This is a genomic window from Flavimobilis rhizosphaerae (assembly GCF_014852685.1).
Classification (GTDB): domain Bacteria; phylum Actinomycetota; class Actinomycetes; order Actinomycetales; family Cellulomonadaceae; genus Flavimobilis; species Flavimobilis rhizosphaerae.
On sequence record NZ_JACZDF010000003.1, the window covers coordinates 1 to 17630 of the forward strand.

Sequence of the window (17630 nt, forward strand, 5' to 3'; positions counted from 1 at the left end):
CTACACCGCTACGCTGCGACCTGCTGCGTAATCACACCCCGTGTCCAAGATCCGGGGGTAGGGCCCCCGCCCCCGGGAGAACGCTCGATAGCGGATCGGCACGGCGCACACGTCATGATCCGCTATCGAGCGCACGCTGTGCGGGGCGCGCGAGAAGATCCGGGCAGCACGACGCCCGCACCGCCGTCACGGGGGGTGCGGGCGTCGGGGGCTGAATCTCAGGCCTGCTGCTGCTTGGCGATGAAACCCTGGGCGGAGTCGACCGCGGAGTCGACCTTCGCGTCGACATCGTCAGACGTCTTCGACTTCACGAACTCGGCGGCCTTCTCGAGACCGTCCGAGACCTTGTCGCCGTGCTCCGCCAGAGCGCTCTTCGCCTTCGCGGCGAGGTCATCGATGCCCATGCGGCACCTCCTTCCACCCAGCGCACGCCCGTCGCGCGCGACCTATGCACCAAGGTACTCCGCTCGGGTTCGCCGGTCAGCCCCTCGCCCGCCCCGCACGGGTGAACGCGTTGCGCTCACGGCGTAGCGACGCCCACGACGTAGCGACGTAGCGGCGCGGGCGGCGCGGGCGGGAACGCCCGCGCTCGGGGACGACGCTGGCTCAGCCGGCGAGCACCTGCCAGGCGAGCCGCACGATGAGCACGGAGACGACGACGATGAAGACGCCGCGCACGAACCCGGAGCCACGCGCGACGGCCATGCGCGCGCCAAGGTAGCCGCCGCAGAGGTTGGCGGCACCGACGACGAGACCGAGGGTCCACAGCACCGCGCCGTGCGGCACGAAGAACACGAGCGCGCCGGCGTTCGTCGCGAAGTTGACGATCTTGGCGATCGCCGACGCGGGCAGGAACGCATACCCGAGGAGCCCGACGAGGCTGATGACGAGAAACGTGCCGGTTCCGGGGCCGAGCAACCCGTCGTAGGCACCGATCGCGAGGCCCACCGCGGCAGCGGTGACGCGATGGCGGTTGCCTTCCCACCGCAGCCGGGACGTTGTCCCGAGCGCAGGCCGCGCGACGGTCCACACGGCGACGCCGATGAGGACGACAAGGATGATGGGCGTGAAGAGTTCGGCGGGGATGCGGCTCGCGAGCGCAGCACCGCCGACTGCTCCGCCGAACGCGCACACCGCCATCGGTGCTGCCGTTCTGAGGTCGGGACCGACACGCCGGTAGAAGGTGACGGCGGCGACGGACGTCCCCATGATGCCCGCGAGCTTGTTGGTCGCGAGCGCCTGCACGGGGCTGATGCCGGGCACGAGCAGGAGTGCGGGCAGCTGGACGAGTCCGCCACCGCCGACGACGGCGTCGATCCATCCGGCGGTGAAGCCGGCGACGACGAGCAGGAGGACCGTCGTCGTCGAGAGGTCGAGGCCGCCCGACGTCATCAGGTGGTGTGGCGCTGCAGGGCGTCGTACTCAGCCTCGGCGGCGACGTCGTCCTCGACGTCGAGCCGCAGGTGCCCGAGGATCAACGCGAGGACACGCGCCGCAGAGGCTGCGGTCGCGCCCCAGCCGGAGAGGTAGGAGAACTGCCACCACCACAGGGCCTCAGTCGTGTGGCCGGCGTCGTGGTGGGCGAGGCCCTGCGTGAGGGCGAGCGTGATCTCGGCGAGCCCGTCGGACAGGCTCGTGGCGTCGAGCTCAGGCCCAAGGACCGGGTCGACGACCTCGGGGTACGCGTCGAGCCCGTCGAGGATCCGGGCGAGTGCGAGCCGCAGCGGCTCAACGTCCGTGTCAGGACCTGAGTCCGGTTCGAACTCCTCCGACGGCACGACGTCGACCATCGCGCCGAGCCGTGAGCCCGACGCGAGGACATCCGTCGTCGCGAGGAGCAGCACGGGGATCGCAGCCTCGGGGGTCGCGCCCGACGCGACGTGGGTGAGGGTCTCGACGAAGCGTGACGCCTGCTCGGCGAAAGCCTCCCCGACCTCGGTGACACCGCCCGGGAGCGTCATGCGTGCGTCGTCAGCCATGGACGACCCTCCGTCCTTCGAACGCCCTGCCGAGCGTGACCTCGTCGGCGTACTCCAAGTCTCCCCCCACGGGCAGCCCGGACGCGAGGCGAGTGACCCTCAGCCCCATCGGCCCGAGAAGGCGTGCGAGGTACGTGGCCGTTGCCTCGCCCTCGACGTTGGGGTCGGTCGCGAGGATGATCTCGGTGACCTGTCCGTCGGCGAGGCGCGACATGAGCTGGGAGATCCGCAGATCATCGGGCCCGACGTTGTCGATCGGGTTGATGGCGCCGCCGAGCACGTGGTAGGTGCCGCGGAACTCGCGCGTGCGCTCGATCGCGACGACGTCCTTGGGCTCCTCGACGACGCAGATGACCGTGGGACTGCGCCGCGGGTCGCGGCACACGCGGCAGCGTTCCTCCTCGGCAACGTTGCCGCACACCTCGCAGAACTTCACACGGGCCTTGACCTGCGTGAGCGCGTCGACGAGCCGACGCACGTCGTCCGCGTCCGCCGCGAGGAGGTGGAACGCGATGCGCTGCGCGCTCTTGGGGCCGACCCCGGGCAGACGCCCGAGCTCGTCGATGAGGTCCTGAACCGCTCCTTCGTACACACCCCGAGCCTATCCGTCGCCACCGACACTGGCGGCCGTCGGCCCGCAGCGAGACTCAAACGCTGGTCTCGTCGATCTCCTCGAGGACGGTCGCCCCGAGGATCTGCACGACGAGCGGAACACCCATGAGCGTCGTCTCCGTGAACGGCACGGAGTCCTCGTACTCCTCGTACGACGGCTCGTCGGGTGGCGGGACGTCGTCGTGCGGGGGTTCGTCGGCGCTCGCCGTGCGGGGGTGCGCGGCATGCGTCCGGGCCGCGAGCGCGGCCGCGCGGGCGGCGGCGGCGCCAGTGAGGCGCCCGCCTGCCGGGGCGGCAGGCGTCGGGCTCGGTGCGGGCCGCGCCGCAGGCGCCGGCTCGTGCCGTTGCTGGGGCTCGGCGACGATCCGCTCGACGACGTTCGTCCACGGATCGGTCGCGGGCGCCGACGCGTCTGCGGCGGACGCGACAGGCGCAGCCTCCGAGCGTTCCGGGGCGGCAGTCGCCGACGACGAGCCGACCGGGACGACGTCCCACGTCACCTCGGACACGGCCGGAATCGACTCCGCGGGAGCTGCCGCGCGCTCGTCGGACGCCCAGGTGCCGACGGGCACGACGTCCCACGAGTCGACGGTTCCGGAGGAGACCGCGGTACCGTCCGGCGCGGGCTGAGACTGCGGGACCTGCGACGGCGCTGGCCGCGACTCGTCGGGACGGGCCGTACCGTCGTGGCGGGCATGATCGTCGGGACGAGCCGCGCCGTCATGGCGAGCAGGCACGTCGCGCTGCGCCGGAACGTCATGACCTGCAGGAGCGTCGAGGTGTGCAGGCGCGGCGTGGTGTGAAGGAGCGTCGGGGTGTGCAGGCGCGTCGGCGACGGTCGCGTGCACACGCGTCGCGGGTGCGGCAACGGCGGCCGACGGCGGACGCACCGCGGGCGCCCCCGGGCTGCCGTGCGTGGACGGCTCCGTGGGCGTACCCGGCGCGGGGCCATCGCCCTGGACCTCACCCTCGACGCGGACGTCGTAGCCGAGCGTCTCCTTGACGGCCTGCTGCACGAGGGCGGAGTGCGGGCCGTGACGGAACGCCGAGACGAGGCCGGGAGCCGTGAACGCGAGGCGCAGGGTCGTCGGGGTGAGCTCGGCGACGCGGGAGTTGTCCTTGACGAGCACCCACGTCGCCTTCTTGAGGTCCGAGAGCGTCGCGAGAACCTCGTCCCACCGGCGGCGCAGCGTCTCGGAGTCCTCGCCCGCTGCGGTTGCGGGCGCACGGGTCGCGTCGTCGTCTGCGGCCGCGTCCTGCGGCTCGGGAGACGCGGGCTCGGCAGCGGAGGGCTCGGCGGGCGTTGACACCTCGGGCGCGACAGCCGGCTCTGGCACGCTCACGGGCGCCGGCTCGACGATCGACGCTGCCTCGACGACGGACTCAGGCACGACGACGGGCTCAGACACGGTGACCGGGTCTGGCGCCGCCTCGGCACCAGGGGCAGACACCGGTGCGGCACCAGGCACAGTTGCCGGCCCCGGCTCGTCGACCGTTGACGGAACGTCCCACGGCGGGGGTGCGTCGTCCTCGTGGACCGGCTGCGTCTGCGCCGGTGACGCGACGTCCGCGGCCGGCGTAGCGGCCGCGGAGGCCGCCGCCGCCGCTGCTGGTGCCGCAGCCGGAGCCGGAGCGGACGCAGGAGCAGCTGCCGGAGTCGGCGCAGTCACGGGCGCCTTCCCCGTCGCTGCGGCGAGCGCGGCACGCGCGGCCGAGGCGCCACGTCCGGCATCCCCGCGCGGGGCGGGCGCCGAGTACTCCTCGCGCGGCGCTGCTGGGGCTCCGGCCGCCGGGGAAGCGTCGGGCGTGGCGCCACCGGACCCGACGACGGGGCCGAGTCCGCGCTCGAGCCGGTCGAGGCGCGACGCAAGCGACTGCTCGCCGCCCGCGGCGGCAGGCAGGAGCAGCCGGGCGCACAGGAGCTCGAGATGCATGCGGGGCGAGGTCGCGCCGCTCATCGACGTGAGCGCGTCGTTCGTGAGGTCCGCGGCGCGCGAGAGCTCGGCGACACCCATCGCGGCAGCCTGCGAGCGCATGCGGTCGAGCTGGTCGGCAGGCACGTCGCGCAGCACAGCCTCGGCGTCGTCGCCCGAGACGGCGATGACGACGAGGTCACGCAGCCGCTCGAGCACATCCTCGACGAAGCGGCGCGGCTCGTGCCCCGAGCCGACGACGCGGTCGACGACACGGAACAGCGCGGCGCCGTCGCGCGAGGCGACCGACTCGACAGCATCGTCGAGCAGGGTCGCGTGCGTGTAGCCGAGTAGCGCGACCGCAAGCTCGTAGTCGACGCCGTCCGGACCGGACCCGGCGATGAGCTGGTCCATGACGGAGAGCGTGTCGCGCACGGACCCGCCGCCCGCGCGCACGACGAGCGGCAGCACTCCGGACCCGACCGGCACGCCCTCGGCCGCGCAGAGCTTCTCGAGCAGCGGGACCATGACGTCCGGCGGCACGAGCCGGAACGGGTAGTGGTGCGTGCGCGAGCGGATGGTGCCGATGACCTTGTCCGGCTCGGTCGTCGCGAAGATGAACTTCAGGTACGCCGGCGGCTCCTCGACGATCTTCAGGAGCGCGTTGAACCCCTGGGGCGTCACCATGTGCGCCTCGTCGAGGATGAAGATCTTGAAGCGGTCGCGCGTCGGGGAGAACGTCGCGCGCTCGCGCAGCTCACGGGCGTCGTCGACGCCGCCGTGGCTCGCCGCGTCGATCTCGACGACGTCGAGGCTGCCCGCGCCACCCGTCGCGAGGTCGACGCACGACGGACACGTGCCGCACGGGGTATCCGTCGGTGTCGCGTCGGTGTTCGCGTGGCAGTTGAGGATGCGCGCGAGAATGCGCGCCGACGTCGTCTTGCCGCAGCCGCGCGGCCCTGAGAACAGGTACGCGTGGTTGACGCGGTTGGAGCGCAGCGCCTGCCGCAGGGGTGCCGTGACGTGGTCCTGCCCGACGACGTCGGCGAAGGAGTCCGGGCGGTAACGGCGGTACAGGGCTGTGCTCACGGCCCCACCCTATGCGGAACCACCGACACTCGACCGGGCCCTGCCGGGCCCGCCCACCCCTCCCCGAAGAATCCGCCCACGTGGCTACTGGGAGCAGCCACGACCGCAGATTCCCGACCACGCGGGGGGCAGGGGCGGGGAGCGGGGGCAGGGGCAGGGGCAGGGGCGGGGGTGTGGGTGGGGGTGGGGGCGGGGGTGGGGCTAGCGGCGGAGGACCTTGCGGGCCAGGAGGTTGCCGAGGCCCTGCGCGATCTGCACGAGCGCGACGATGACGACGACGGCAACGAACGTGATCTCCCAGTTGAAGCGCTGGTAGCCGAAGCGGATCGCGAAGTCGCCGAGCCCGCCCCCGCCGATCATCCCGGCCATCGCCGACATGTCGACGACACCGATGAAGAGGAACGTGTAGCCGAGGATGAGCGGCCCGAGCGCCTCGGGCACGAGCACGCTCCACACGACCCTGAACCGCGACGCCCCCATCGCGCGCGCCGCCTCGACGACACCCGGGTCGACCGCGACGAGGTTCTGCTCGACGAGCCGCGAGAACGCGAACGACGCCATGATCGACATCGGCACGATGACGGCGTCCGTGCCGATCGTCGTCCCGACGACCGCGAGCGTCAGCGGGCCGATCGCCGTGAGGAAGATGATGAACGGGATGGGCCGCACGATGTTGACGACGACGTTGAGCACGATGTTCACCGCGCGGTTGCCGTAGAGGTTGCCGGCGCGCGTCACATACAGCGCGAGCCCGAGCGCGAGGCCTGCGACGAGCGCGACGAGCAGCGAGACGCCCACCATGTAGAGGGTCTCGCCGAGCGACTCCCACAGCGCGGGCAGCATCCGGTCCCAGTCGGTCGGCCGGGCAGCGGCGACGAGGTTCATGCGGACGCTCCCTTCGGGGCGCGCGGCCCGACGGCGTCGGGGTCCGTGAGCGGGTGGGCGGCGGTGCCGAGGTCGAGGACCGTCGTCGTGCGCCCCAGGTCGGCGAGGAACGCCGCGATCGCGGCGTCCTCGCCCGCGAGCTCGAGAGTGAGCGACCCGTAGGGGCGCTCCGCGATCTCGGTGATGCCGCCGTAGATGACGGTCCCGTCGACGGGATGGTCACGCAGCGCACGCGTGAGCTCGCCCGACGCGCCGCCGTCCTCGCGGACGCCGACGGTGACGATGCGTCCCGGGTGACGTCGCCGCAGGCGTGCGAGTGCGGCGGGGCTCGGACGGTCGCGCAGCGCCGTCCCGACGAAGCGCCGGGTCGCCGCATGCTGCGGCCGCGCGAAGACGTCGTACACGTCACCGTGCTCGACGACGCGACCACCCTCCATGACCGCGACGCGGTCGCACACGTACTTGACGACCTCCATCTCGTGCGTGATGACGACGACGGTAACGCCGAGCTCGACGTTGACACGCTTGACGATGTCAAGGACATCCTGGGTCGTCTCCGGGTCGAGCGCGCTCGTCGACTCGTCGGCGAGGAGGATCGTCGGGTTCGTCGCGAGGGCGCGCGCGATGCCGACCCGCTGCTTCTGCCCGCCCGAGAGCTGCGACGGGTAGGCGCGCGCCTTGTCGGTGAGGCCGACGAAGTCGAGAAGCTCGGCGACGCGCGCGTCGCGCCGCGCGCGGGGCCAGCCCGCGACCTTGAGCGGATAGGCGACGTTGCCCGCGACGGTGCGTGAGGAGAGCAGGTTGAACTGCTGGAAGATCATGCCGATGTCCGCGCGCGCTCGACGCAGCTCGGACTCCTTGAGGGAGTGGACGTCACGGCCGTCGACGAGCACGCGACCGCTCGTCACCGGCTCGAGCGCGTTGATGAGGCGCACGAGTGTCGACTTGCCCGCGCCCGAGTACCCGATGACGCCGTACACCTCGCCCGCGCCGATCGTGAGGTCGACGCCGTCGACCGCACGCACCTCGCCCTTGGGGGTGCGGAACACCTTGGTGGCGGACTCGAAGACGATCTTCGGCTCGCGCTCGCTCATCGCTCGCTCTTCCTGTCGGTGGGCACCGTCCGGTTCCCATCGTGCCGGGTCGGGACGCGTCGCGCCCAGGGGCCCCCTGCACCCCTGGGCGTCACGCACGCTGCCGGGCGGGGACGCACGCGTCCCCGCCCGTGGGCTCACTTGCCGGCGCGGATGTTGTCCTCTGTCGTCTTGAGGATCGACGCGAGGGCTGCCGCGTCGTCGGTGCGAAGGACGGCCGTGCCCTTCGACTGGTTCTGGAGCGCCTCGGTCACCGCGGGGTCGTGGAAGATCTCGACGAGCTTGAGGTACGTCGCGTTGTCCTTGTCCTCGGCGCGCGCCGCCCAGACGTTGATGTACGGCTGCGCGGCCGGGGATGCCGGGTCGTCCTGGGCCAGGGCGGCCTCGGGGTCGAGGCCCGCGTCGAGGACGAAGTCGTTGTTGACGACGGCGCCGTCGAGCGATCCGAGCGAGACGGCCGTCTGCTCGGCGGACACCGGCGTGACCTTGACCTTGGACGAGGGCAGGACGTCGAGCTCGGTCGACGTGAGCGTGCCGCCGCCCTCGAGCTCGATAAGGCCGGCCGACTGCAGGACGAAGAGCGCACGGTTGAGGTTCGTCTGGTCGTTGGGGACCGCGATCTCGGCCCCCTCGGGGATGTCCGCGAGCGTCGCGTGCTTCTTCGAGTACAGCGCGAGGGGGTAGATCGCGGTCGCGCCGATCGCGACGAGGTCGTCGTCCGCGTTGACGTTGTAGTCCGCGAGGTACTGGATGTGCTGGAACTGGTTGAGCTCGATCTGCCCCTCGCTCAGCGCGGGGTTGGGGAGCGGGTACTCGGAGAAATTGATGATCTCGACGTCGATGCCGGCGGCCTTGGCCTTCTCCTCGAAGATCGGCCACTGCTCGTCCTGGGAGCCGACGACGCCGATGCGGACCGTTGCGGGGGCGGAGGAGCCGCCCGACGTGCCGCTGGCGGCGGGCGTCGCGTCGTCGGACGAGCACGCGGCGAGACCGAGGAGGAGTGCGGTCGAGGCGGCGATGGCGGTGAGCTTGCGGTTCATGGGTTCTCTCGCTTCTGGGAGTCACGGGCACGGGGCTCGCTGCGGCGCACGAGCGCCAGGAGGCATGGGGATCCGGGGTCTGCTCCGAGGCGCGACCGTCCGGGGACGTGCTTCTGGGGTGAGGCGGGATCAGGGCACCAGGGGTGCCCGGCAGGGAGGCCTTCCGACTGACGACCGCGGCGCGGTCGGGTCCCTCTGGACGCGGCTCGGTGGCTCAGGCCTGCGTGGCCCGCTGCGGCATTCGCCCACGCATCATGTCGCGACGACAGGTCGCGACAGAGCGGGTCGTGGTGCAGCAGGTGGCGGTCATGGGACAACCATGCGCCGACGACGACGGTGAGGGCCAGCCAGCATCCGGAGAATCTCGCATGTTGGACCGCGCTGTCTCGCGAGACCGGAGCGACAACGTAGCCGAGCGCCGAGATTCCGCCAGTCCTGCACTTCCACGGGTGTCCACATGGTGGGTGCGTCGCGCGCCCACGATCGCGTGCAGCTCCCAACGTGGCAGGCGCATGGCCAGGCACCACGCGCCGCGAAGACGCGGCGCGGACACAAAGGACCCCCCGTGCACCCGCCAGAGCTCACCTACCCTTGCTGCCTTCCGGCCCTGGGGGGGTTCAGCGAGATGACGCCGCACGAGGGGTCTGCCCGGAAGTCTAGCGGAGGGCCACGCCCCCGGCCGAATCGGCCCGCCCCGCGCCGCAGGGCCCCGCTGTGGGGCTGGCCCGCGCGGATTCGGCCTGCGAGCCATCCTCGGGTATTCTCGGAGACGCTGTTGCCAGGAGGATTCGCCTAGTGGCCTATGGCGCCGTCTTGGAAAGGCGGTTGGGTGCAAGCCCTCGGGGGTTCGAATCCCCCATCCTCCGCAGGACGAGTGAGACCCCGGACCATGCTTTTCGGTCCGGGGCCTCACGCGTTCTGCGAGCGAGCAGAGCAGATTCAGGGGGCCCGCAACGGAGCGAGAAGCCCAAGTAGTGCCCCATAGAGTGGTGTAGCCCCCGAAGTGGTCGACCTCCTCGTGCATGTGGATGCGGCCACCGCGGGACCCTTCGAAATCACCCTTCACAGCTCTTTCGAATGGATCACCACGATGACCGCACCCCACATTGTCGACCCCGCCCGCGTCCTGGGCAACCTGCTGTCCGACGCCTCCCCGGACATGATGCGCACGCTGCTGCAGACGATGATCAACGCTCTGCTGTCCGCCGACGCCGACGCCGTGTGCGGGGCCGAGTGGGGACAGACGTCCCCGAGCGCACCGCGCAGCGCAACGGCTACCGTCGCCGCCCCCTGGACACCCGTGCCGGCACGATCGACGTGGCCGTGCCCAAGCTCCGCTCCGGCACGTACTTCCCCGAATGGCCTGGTCTTCCCCCACCGTGATGCCGTCCTCCGATTGGTCGGGGCGGTGCTCGCTGAGCAGAGCGATGAGTGGGCCGAAGGACGCCGTTACCTCGGGCTCGAAGTCCTGGCGCGCTGCCGCCTGACCTCCGTGCCCGACACCGGCATCGAGGAGGTGCCCGAGCCACTCACACTCACTGCCTGACGGAGGGAACCGCTACACCACTTCCAGGGACTTGACCGGGCTCCGACGGCGCTCAGCGGTGAGGCGAGCTCTGGTGTGGCCTAGTTCCTCGGGAGATTCGGCCCCAGTCTTCTAGCCTTGATGTGACTGCTGAGCAGACCGTTGAGTAAGTCGTCGGCTGCCGCATCTGAAACGGTCATGGGAGGGTCTGGATCCGGGTTCTCGGGTACTGCGGCGACATCGGAGAGCCTCGCGAGGTTAAGGCGGTATGAGTTTCGCACCCGCCGGAAGTCGAGCCCGAGCACGCCGTCGCGCTGTGGCGCGCGCTGCTCGAGGCCGGGACGCCCCTGGGACTCGTGCCGGCCGGGCTGGCGTCGCGCGACTCGCTGCGCCTCGAGGCCGGCATGCCCCTGTACGGGCACGAGCTCAGCCGCGACGTCACGCCCTACGACGCCGGCCTGGGTCGCACCGTGAAGATCGACAAGGTGGGGCCTGACGGCGAGCCGCTCGACTTCGTGGGCCGTGCCGCCCTGGAGTACCGCGCCTCGCGCGACGCCCGCGCGGAGCTCGACGGCGACGCCCCCGCGCGCGTGCTCGTCGGTCTCCAGGGCCTGGGGCGTCGTCCCGCCCGGGCCGGATACGCCGTCGTCGTCCCCGGTGCCCCTGCGTCAGGTGAGGAGGGAGCCGACGGCGAGCCCACCGTCGTCGGGCGCGTGACGTCCGGGGCGCCCTCGCCCACGCTGGGTCACCCGATCGCGCTCGCGTACGTCGACGCCGCGCACGCCGAGCCGGGAACCGAGCTCGGGGTGGACGTCCGCGGCCGCACCGAACCCGTGCGCGTGGTGCCCCTGCCGGTCTACCGCCGCGCGAACTAGCCTGAGCCGCAGCACGTCCGCACCATCCCCATCGTCTGAGGAGCACACCATGGCCGCCCTGCCCGAGGACCTGCAGTACACCGCCGAGCACGAGTGGATCGACTCCGGGTCGCCCGCGACCGTCGGCATCACGTCCGTGGCCGCCGAGGCGCTCGGCGACATCGTGTTCGTCGAGCTGCCCGAGGTCGGCGCGAGCCTGACCGCCGGCGCGGTGTTCGGCGAGGTCGAGTCCGTGAAGTCCGTCTCCGAGCTGTTCTCGCCCGTCACCGGCACGGTCGTCGAGGTGAATGCCGCGCTCGCGGATGCGCCCGAGACCATCAACTCGGACCCGTTCGGCGAGGGCTGGCTGGTGCGCGTGGAGATCGACACGCTCGGCCCCGTGCTGACGGCCGAGGAGTACGCGGCGCTCACGGGCGGGCCGGGCGCCTGACGCACCTGGCATCATGACGGCCATGGGACGCAGGCTCGTGGTCGCCGCCGCGCTGGTCGACGACCTCGGCGCGCCCACGGCGCTGCTGGCGGCCCGGCGCTCGCGGCCGGTGGAGCTCGCTGGCATGTGGGAGTTCCCCGGCGGCAAGGTCGACCCGGGCGAGACCCCGGTCGAGGCGCTGCACCGCGAGCTGGACGAGGAGCTGGGCGTCACCGTGGAGCTCGGGGCGGAGGTGGCCGGGCCCGACGACGGCGGTTGGATCATCACGGACCGGCACGTGATGCGGCTGTGGCTGGCGCGTGTGACGGCCGGGGAACCCGAGCCGCAGGTCGAGCACGACGAGCTGCGGTGGTTGGGTCGTGGCGAGCTGATGGACGTGCCGTGGCTGACCGGGGACGTGCGGATCGTGGAGCACCTTCGGGCGGGTGTGCTCGCGGGCTGAGGCGGAGTTCCGTCGAGCCCGGCTGGTGCTCCCTTTGAAGTGCCCCAGAACGGGCACTTCTCCTCTTGCCTAGCCCTTCAACCGTGAGTCGCTCTCGAGGGCCCGTTCGAGGAAGGATCGTTAGCAGCTGCGGCTACGATTCCGGGGCGCGTCTGAGCGACGAACATCCCGACCGCAGCGTCGTCGAGACGTCGGTACAGCGTCGCCGCATCATCGGTCGCCCGCACCTCGACGCGCGTGTGGCAGATCACCGGCCCGGTCTCCTCACCCGTCTCCATGACGTGGAGCGTAACTCCACAAGGAGAACCGTCAATGAGGGGCCAGCGGTGCGGTTGCCGCCCTCGGTTGAAGGGCAAGAAGCCCCTGTGAAGATTCGCGGAGAAGAGTCGCGCTGACGAGATGGGCTCGGAGTGATCGTCTTCCACCTCCTGAGCCTGAAACCAGAGCCTGACGCCAACGTCGGCCTGTCCCTGACACGCCTTGCTGTTTCCCTGGGGACGCTTGGCGTGGCCGGCCTGCTTGGGCACCGCGGGCAACAGCACCACCTCGAGGCCAGGGCGGCGAAGAGGACCGACCTCGCACTCCGTCAGGTCCTGCCCTTCACCGCCAACCTCGAAGAAGACGATCGCCGCGCAATCGTGCGCGAGTTCACCGACCGAGTCTTCATCAGAGGCGACATCGACACCCCGAAAGCACCGCGAACGATCCCGTCACTGCGCCGACCCACCGAAGCTCAGACCTATACGGCCGGAGAGCCCCCCGAGTAGGCCACTGCCGGCCCGGGACTGCTGAAGGTCCGATGAAGGGGGCGTCTGCTCAGGCAGCCGGTACCGCCGTCCGGGACGGCGGCCCGACACGCTTGGCCTCGTGAGCTGCGGCTGTCGAAGCCTCCGGGCTCAGGTCGAGACGTCGTAGGAGCTGGGCGTTGGCGGCGACGACGACCGTGGACACGGACATCAGGATCGCGCCGATCTCCATCGGCAGGACGAACCCCACCGGCGCGAGAACACCGGCGGCGAGGGGCACCGCGGCGATGTTGTAGCCGGCGGCCCACCACAGGTTCTGCGTCATCTTCCGGTAGCCCTCACGGGACAGCTGGATGACGGACAGGACAGAGCGAGGATCGTCCGAGGCCAAAATGACCCCGGCCGAGGCGATGGCCACGTCGGTGCCCGCGCCGATCGCGACGCCGGCGTCTGCCTGAGCGAGGGCGGGGGCGTCGTTCACGCCGTCGCCGACCATCGCCACGGTCTGCCCGGCACCCTGCAGGGAGGCGACCTTGCTGCTCTTGTCCTCGGGGCGGACGCCCGCGAACACCTGATCGATGCCGAGCTCGGCACCCACGGCCCTGGCGACCGGCTCGGCGTCGCCGGTGATCATCACGACGCGGATGCCGAGTGCGTGGAGGGCGTCGACCGCCTCGCGAGACTCCTGACGTACCTCGTCGGCGAGCCCGAGCGCTCCGGCCACCTGGCCGTCGACCACCACGTGCAGCACGATCTGCCCGCGATCGGACCAGGGCTGGGTCGCCGGTAGGGGAGCGAGCCCGTGCTCCGTCAGGAGGTTCGGCCCGCCGACGGCGACGCGGCGTCCCTCCACGGTGGCGGAGACGCCGACCGCCGTGGAGGCCCGGAAGTCCTCGGCGCGGGGAACGCTGAGCCCCCGGTGGTGTGCAGCGGCGGTGATCGCACGCGCGAGGGGGTGCTCGCTGTCGGCCTCCGCGGCGGCGGCGAGCGCGAGGAGCTCTTCGTCACCGATCCCGGTGGTGGCGATGTCGTGCAGGGCGGGCTCGCCCTTGGTGAGCGTCCCGGTCTTGTCGAACAGGACGGTGTCCACCACGCGCATCCGCTCGAGTGCGGCGCGGTCCTTGATCAGCACGCCGCCGCGGGCAGCGCGCTCGGTGGAGATCGACACCACCAGCGGGATGGCGAGCCCGAGGGCGTGCGGGCAGGCGATGACGAGGACCGTGATGGCGCGGATGATCGCGAAGTCCGGTGTGCCGACGGCGCTCCAGATCGCGACGGTGATGATGGCGGCGACCAGGGCGAACCAGAACAGCCACCCGGCGGCGCGGTCGGCCAGCAGCTGCGCACGCGTCGTGGACGACTGCGCCTGCGCGACCAGACGCTGGATCCCGGCCAGCACGGTCGAGTCACCGACGGCGTCGACCCTCACCCTCAGGGCGCTGTCGGTCGAGACCGTCCCCGCGACGACCTGGTCGCCGACGGTCCGACGTACGGGCCGCGACTCGCCCGTGATCATCGACTCGTCGACGTCGGCGGCGCCGTCGACGACCTGCCCGTCCGCCGGGACCCGAGCACCCGGGCGGACGACGACGACGTCTCCCAGGACGAGCGAGGACGGCGGCACCGCGACGACCGAGTCGCCGTCGACCTTCTCCGCCTCGTCGGGGAGGAGCGCCGCGAGGGAGTCGAGGGCGGAAGAGGTCTGCGCCAGCGACCGCATCTCCAGCCAGTGGCCGAGCAGCATGATCACGACAAGGAGGGCGAGCTCCCACCAGAACTCCAGCTCGTGCGAGAGCACGCCGAGGGTCGCCGCCCAGGAGGCGACGAACGCGACGGTGATCGCCATCCCGACGAGCACCATCATCCCGGGCTTGCGGCCCCGGAGCTCGGCGACGGCCCCCGTGAGGAAGGGCCGTCCACCCCACAGGTAGATGGCCGTGCCGAGGACCGGCGCGACCCAGGCGAGCCCCGGGACGTCAGGGAGGCTGTACCCGAGCAGGTCGGCGAACATCCCGCTGAGCAGCACCGCCGGCACGGCCAGCGCGAGATTGATCCAGAACAGGCGCCGGAACAGCGCCACGTGGTCACCGTGATTTCCGCCGTGCGCCTCGTGCCCGCCGTGGCGGTCTTGAGCGCGCAGATCCGTCTCGCCGGCCGTCCGATCATCCCGATGGCCGGCACGGTTGTGACGGCCGCCGTGCATGTCGTGGCTCTGGTGCGCGTCGCTCATGGCTCTTCTCCTCGACCCGTGCTTCGCATCGAATATACCCCCCGGTGGTATGGCAAGGAACTGCGCACGCGCGGCGGGTATTCCCGTCGTCGCACCGCTCGACGACGGATGGGTCAGATCAGGGGGCCGGGCACGAGCGGAGCGCGGTGCCCTCGATGCCCGGTACGGGGCGTGCCTCCGCCTCGGCCGCCGTCGTCGCGATGCCGTTGCGCTCGATGTCCTCGATGAGCCAGTCCATCTCGGCAATCTCCCGCTGCTGGGCTTCGATGATCTCGACGGCGAGCCTGCACACCCGGACGTCGTCGATCTGCGCCCGCTCCGAGCGGGTGATCGCCAGGGAGTGGTGGGGGATCATCGCGCGCATGAACGCGGTGTCGCCGACCGTGGCCTGACTGCGGTCGAGCACGACGCCGCCGACGAGGAGCAGCACGCTGACGGCGACGACCGCGATGTTCGTCTTGGCGTTCTTGTACATGTTCAGCATCCAGGCAAGCATGATCAGGCCCATGGTGCCGCCCATGGTGACCGCCATGAAGACGCGGCTCTGGCTGAACCGGACGTGGTCGAGCTCCCACGAGCCGACGAACATCACGAAGTACATGACCACCATGGCGGTGAGGATCATGGCGGCGAACCGCAGGTACATGCCCTTCATCTGATGGCTTTGCCCACCGCTGTGGTGCTCACCCCGGCGGCTGGCGTCGTCACCGTCGTTGTCCTCCTTCTTCGACTCGCCATCGTGCTCGCTGTGCATAGACATCGCCGCGCCTCCTCGTCTTGCTGCTACGTGCTGGGATGCCGGGCGGGCTCACGCGCTGCTGCGGGCGCACTGCCCGTCGGCACCGCGCGACCACGCTCAGCGGATGGCCGCGAGGAGCTCGGCGCAGGCGGCCTCGCAGTCCCGGCACGCCTCGGCGCAGACGCGGCAGTGCTCGTGCATGCCCGCGTGCTGCTCGCACTCATCACCACACGCCCGGCAGGCGGCGATGCAGGCCTCGAGGTGGGCCCGGGTGATGTTGGTGTCGTAACTGGTGTGGCGGGACAGGATCCGCGCCGTGGCCGCGCAGCTGTCGGCGCAGTCGAGGTTGGACCGGATGCACTTGCGCAGGTCCGCGACCATCTCCTCGCTCAGGCACGCGTCCGCGCACGCGGTGCACGCCTGCGAGCAGGCGACGAGGGTCTCGATGACGCGGGCCAGCAACTGCCGGTCGAGGTTCATGGTTGCGGGGTAGGTCTCGAGCATCTCCGTGGTCTTCACGTCGTTCCTCCTCGGTCGAGACGCGGTGCGTTGATCGCGCGCCGCGGGGACCTTTTCGAGGCTAAGGAGGCGCCTGCGTGCTCGCACGGCGAGAGGGCGCGGGTGGCCATGAAGGTTCGATGAAGATGCGCACTGCTCGGGACGACGAGTCGTGCGCACGGCGGGCAGGGCAGCACCTGGGCCTCGTGCTGACGACTACGCCGAAGGGCCCCCGGACACCGCGTCGGACCGCTGGATGACGTTGCTGGCCAGCCCACCCGGCAGTTCCGTAGCGCCCGGGCCACCGGAGCGCAGCCAGTCCGCGAGCTCGGCGGTTGCCTCGTCCCCGGCGAGGCGCTCGAACCACACCGGCCGTGCGCCGGCACCGCGGCTGGCACGGGTCGGACGAGCGACCACGGCGTCGCCGCATTCGCACAAGTCGAGGCACTCGACCGTCGTGAGGCGTGCGACGCCGGATTCGGCGAGGCGCTGCAGCCGCTGCAGCTGGCCACCCCCCTCTGTGTCACTCTCGCCCAGTGTTTCCCCGGCGCAGAGACTGCACGCAGTTAGACCGGGCAGGTCCTTCCAGATCGGACTGGAGTTCGCCATCAGGCGACGATCCTTCCGCCCCAGTTCCTTCGCCGCAGGGTCGGTGGCAGACGCACACGGCAGGAGGCCTGCCTTCTCATGCGGGTGGCCTCCTGCCGGTCGTGCTCGGTGCTCAGAGGGACCGCAGCAGGTTCTCCATCTCGGTGATCTCTGTGTTCTGGTCGTCCCTGATCGTCCGGGCGAGCGCCAGGGCGTCGGAGTCTGCGCCCTCGCCGATCTGAGTTTGGGCCATCTCGATGGCTCCGCGGTGGTGGGCGACCATGAGCTCGAGGAACTTCCGGTCGAACTCGACCCCCTCGAGGCCGGCCAGGGAGGTCATCGCCTCCTCCTGGTCCATGCCGTCCATGTCCATCCCGCCGTGGTCCATGCCGCCGTGCTCAGCGCCAGCGGGCAGCTCCTCGTCCCACGTCTGCAGCCAGCCGGACATGAGCTCGATCTCCGGGCCCTGCGCTGCAGCGATTCGCTCTGCGAGGGTGCGCACCTCCTCGGTGGAGGCGCGCTCGACCGCGAGCTCGGCCATCTCGAGCGCTCCCTGGTGGTGGACGATCATCATCTGCGTGAACTCGACGTCCGCGGCGTTGTGCTCAGTCGCCGCCTCGGCTTCCTCGCTGCTCGAGGACTCCTGCGCCGCGGGGGGTTCGGGCGTCGGTTCGTCGCCGGTGGAGCAGGCGGTCAGGGTGGCCGCCAGGGCGAGTGCTGCTGTCGTCGCGGCGAGGCGCCGGCGCGTGGTGCTCGTCAAGGGGTGGTTCCTTCCCAGGATCGGTGTTGGGGATCAGGCCGAGGTGCTGGTCGTGCAGCACGTGTCCGCGCCCTGAGCGCCGCCGCCGCAGCAGCTGTTGCTCATCGTGGTGGCCGTGCTCTGGGTCGTGGTCGTCGAGGTAGGGGTGTCCTGGCAGCAGCCCATCGGGGTCTCCTTCATAGGTC

The 17630-nt window shown here is 71.2% G+C and carries 17 protein-coding genes, 1 tRNA gene, 1 other RNA gene and 3 pseudogenes; 7 read left to right on the top strand and 15 right to left on the bottom strand.

Annotated elements, in window-relative coordinates; all coding sequences use genetic code 11:
- Positions 1 to 218: 218 nt before the first annotated feature.
- The 9 genes from IGS67_RS06270 to ffs all read right to left on the bottom strand — a co-directional run bounded on the left by IGS67_RS06270 (position 219) and on the right by ffs (position 9260).
- Positions 219 to 404, bottom strand: coding sequence for an antitoxin (locus IGS67_RS06270; protein ID WP_192278948.1), 186 nt, complete (start codon positions 402 to 404; stop codon positions 219 to 221).
- 202 nt (positions 405 to 606) lie between these two features.
- Positions 607 to 1392 carry a TSUP family transporter gene (locus IGS67_RS06275; protein WP_192278949.1) on the bottom strand — a complete coding sequence of 262 codons (786 nt, stop codon included), beginning with the start codon at positions 1390 to 1392 and terminating at the stop codon, positions 607 to 609.
- The gene (locus IGS67_RS06280; RefSeq protein ID WP_235977967.1) at positions 1392 to 1979 is read right to left on the bottom strand and encodes a DUF5063 domain-containing protein; all 588 of its coding nucleotides are present in this window, start codon (positions 1977 to 1979) and stop codon (positions 1392 to 1394) included. The genes IGS67_RS06275 and IGS67_RS06280 overlap by 1 nt, the downstream gene beginning before the upstream one ends.
- Positions 1972 to 2571 (bottom strand): recombination mediator RecR, encoded by a 600-nt coding sequence (gene recR / locus IGS67_RS06285; RefSeq protein ID WP_102509583.1) that lies wholly within the window; start codon positions 2569 to 2571, stop codon positions 1972 to 1974. Before recR ends, IGS67_RS06280 begins: the two co-directional genes overlap by 8 nt.
- A 55-nt stretch (positions 2572 to 2626) precedes the next feature.
- Positions 2627 to 5593: a DNA polymerase III subunit gamma and tau gene (locus IGS67_RS06290; protein ID WP_192278950.1), complete on the bottom strand. Its 2967-nt coding sequence runs from the start codon at positions 5591 to 5593 to the stop codon at positions 2627 to 2629.
- 201 nt (positions 5594 to 5794) lie between these two features.
- Positions 5795 to 6478: a methionine ABC transporter permease gene (locus IGS67_RS06295; protein ID WP_192278951.1), complete on the bottom strand. Its 684-nt coding sequence runs from the start codon at positions 6476 to 6478 to the stop codon at positions 5795 to 5797.
- The gene (locus IGS67_RS06300) at positions 6475 to 7572 is read right to left on the bottom strand and encodes a methionine ABC transporter ATP-binding protein (RefSeq protein ID WP_192278953.1); all 1098 of its coding nucleotides are present in this window, start codon (positions 7570 to 7572) and stop codon (positions 6475 to 6477) included. The genes IGS67_RS06295 and IGS67_RS06300 overlap by 4 nt, the downstream gene beginning before the upstream one ends.
- 137 nt (positions 7573 to 7709) lie before the next feature.
- Positions 7710 to 8612, bottom strand: coding sequence for a MetQ/NlpA family ABC transporter substrate-binding protein (locus IGS67_RS06305; RefSeq protein WP_192278955.1), 903 nt, complete (start codon positions 8610 to 8612; stop codon positions 7710 to 7712).
- A 551-nt stretch (positions 8613 to 9163) separates the two neighbouring features.
- Positions 9164 to 9260, bottom strand: an RNA gene (gene ffs, locus IGS67_RS06310) — signal recognition particle sRNA small type.
- Between the two features lie 133 nt (positions 9261 to 9393).
- Between ffs and IGS67_RS06315 the strand changes: the two genes are divergently transcribed.
- The 6 genes and pseudogenes from IGS67_RS06315 to IGS67_RS06335 all read left to right on the top strand — a co-directional run bounded on the left by IGS67_RS06315 (position 9394) and on the right by IGS67_RS06335 (position 11884).
- A tRNA-Ser gene (locus tag IGS67_RS06315) sits at positions 9394 to 9478 on the top strand.
- Positions 9479 to 9702: 224 nt separating this feature from the next.
- A pseudogene (locus IGS67_RS06320) lies at positions 9703 to 9974 on the top strand (transposase); the annotation flags it as partial.
- 4 nt (positions 9975 to 9978) lie between these two features.
- Positions 9979 to 10158 (top strand): annotated as a pseudogene (locus IGS67_RS14495) (IS256 family transposase); the annotation flags it as partial.
- Positions 10159 to 10427: 269 nt separating this feature from the next.
- Positions 10428 to 11012 (top strand): annotated as a pseudogene (locus IGS67_RS06325) (aminomethyltransferase family protein); the annotation flags it as partial.
- A 49-nt stretch (positions 11013 to 11061) separates the two neighbouring features.
- The gene (gene gcvH, locus IGS67_RS06330) at positions 11062 to 11442 is read left to right on the top strand and encodes a glycine cleavage system protein GcvH (protein ID WP_093379259.1); all 381 of its coding nucleotides are present in this window, start codon (positions 11062 to 11064) and stop codon (positions 11440 to 11442) included.
- A 22-nt stretch (positions 11443 to 11464) separates the two neighbouring features.
- Entirely contained in the window at positions 11465 to 11884 is a 420-nt protein-coding gene (locus IGS67_RS06335) for a (deoxy)nucleoside triphosphate pyrophosphohydrolase (protein WP_192278956.1), read from the top strand.
- Between the two features lie 77 nt (positions 11885 to 11961).
- Here IGS67_RS06335 and IGS67_RS14500 read toward each other — a convergent pair whose 3' ends face one another.
- Positions 11962 to 12411, bottom strand: a complete 450-nt coding sequence (locus tag IGS67_RS14500; protein WP_407925810.1) for a formyltransferase family protein — start codon at positions 12409 to 12411, stop codon at positions 11962 to 11964.
- Between IGS67_RS14500 and IGS67_RS06345 the strand changes: the two genes are divergently transcribed.
- Positions 12295 to 12651 (top strand): hypothetical protein, encoded by a 357-nt coding sequence (locus IGS67_RS06345; protein ID WP_192278958.1) that lies wholly within the window; start codon positions 12295 to 12297, stop codon positions 12649 to 12651. The two genes, IGS67_RS14500 and IGS67_RS06345, sit on opposite strands and share 117 nt — an antisense overlap.
- Positions 12652 to 12700: 49 nt before the next feature.
- On the opposite strand, the gene IGS67_RS06350 is transcribed toward IGS67_RS06345, so the two are convergent.
- The 5 genes from IGS67_RS06350 to IGS67_RS06370 form a co-directional block, all read right to left on the bottom strand.
- Positions 12701 to 14860 (bottom strand): heavy metal translocating P-type ATPase, encoded by a 2160-nt coding sequence (locus tag IGS67_RS06350; protein ID WP_192278959.1) that lies wholly within the window; start codon positions 14858 to 14860, stop codon positions 12701 to 12703.
- A 118-nt stretch (positions 14861 to 14978) separates the two neighbouring features.
- On the bottom strand, positions 14979 to 15620 hold the full coding sequence (locus tag IGS67_RS06355) for a DUF305 domain-containing protein (protein ID WP_235977968.1): 642 nt from the start codon (positions 15618 to 15620) through the stop codon (positions 14979 to 14981).
- Between the two features lie 96 nt (positions 15621 to 15716).
- On the bottom strand, positions 15717 to 16118 hold the full coding sequence (locus IGS67_RS06360) for a four-helix bundle copper-binding protein (protein ID WP_192278960.1): 402 nt from the start codon (positions 16116 to 16118) through the stop codon (positions 15717 to 15719).
- Positions 16119 to 16313: 195 nt separating this feature from the next.
- Positions 16314 to 16706: a hypothetical protein gene (locus IGS67_RS06365; protein WP_235977969.1), complete on the bottom strand. Its 393-nt coding sequence runs from the start codon at positions 16704 to 16706 to the stop codon at positions 16314 to 16316.
- A 112-nt stretch (positions 16707 to 16818) separates the two neighbouring features.
- A complete protein-coding gene (locus tag IGS67_RS06370; protein WP_192278961.1) occupies positions 16819 to 17445 on the bottom strand; it encodes a DUF305 domain-containing protein in 627 nt (208 codons plus the stop codon).
- Positions 17446 to 17630: the final 185 nt, after the last annotated feature.

Coding starts and splice junctions, on each gene's coding strand:
- IGS67_RS06270 (WP_192278948.1), bottom strand. CDS start 404: ATGGGCATCGATGACCTCGCCGCGAAGGCGAAGAGCGCTCTGGCGGAG.
- IGS67_RS06275 (WP_192278949.1), bottom strand. CDS start 1,392: ATGACGTCGGGCGGCCTCGACCTCTCGACGACGACGGTCCTCCTGCTC.
- IGS67_RS06280 (WP_235977967.1), bottom strand. CDS start 1,979: ATGGCTGACGACGCACGCATGACGCTCCCGGGCGGTGTCACCGAGGTC.
- IGS67_RS06295 (WP_192278951.1), bottom strand. CDS start 6,478: ATGAACCTCGTCGCCGCTGCCCGGCCGACCGACTGGGACCGGATGCTG.
- IGS67_RS06300 (WP_192278953.1), bottom strand. CDS start 7,572: ATGAGCGAGCGCGAGCCGAAGATCGTCTTCGAGTCCGCCACCAAGGTG.
- IGS67_RS06305 (WP_192278955.1), bottom strand. CDS start 8,612: ATGAACCGCAAGCTCACCGCCATCGCCGCCTCGACCGCACTCCTCCTC.
- gcvH (WP_093379259.1), top strand. CDS start 11,062: ATGGCCGCCCTGCCCGAGGACCTGCAGTACACCGCCGAGCACGAGTGG.
- IGS67_RS06335 (WP_192278956.1), top strand. CDS start 11,465: ATGGGACGCAGGCTCGTGGTCGCCGCCGCGCTGGTCGACGACCTCGGC.
- IGS67_RS06350 (WP_192278959.1), bottom strand. CDS start 14,860: ATGAGCGACGCGCACCAGAGCCACGACATGCACGGCGGCCGTCACAAC.
- IGS67_RS06355 (WP_235977968.1), bottom strand. CDS start 15,620: ATGTCTATGCACAGCGAGCACGATGGCGAGTCGAAGAAGGAGGACAAC.
- IGS67_RS06365 (WP_235977969.1), bottom strand. CDS start 16,706: ATGGCGAACTCCAGTCCGATCTGGAAGGACCTGCCCGGTCTAACTGCG.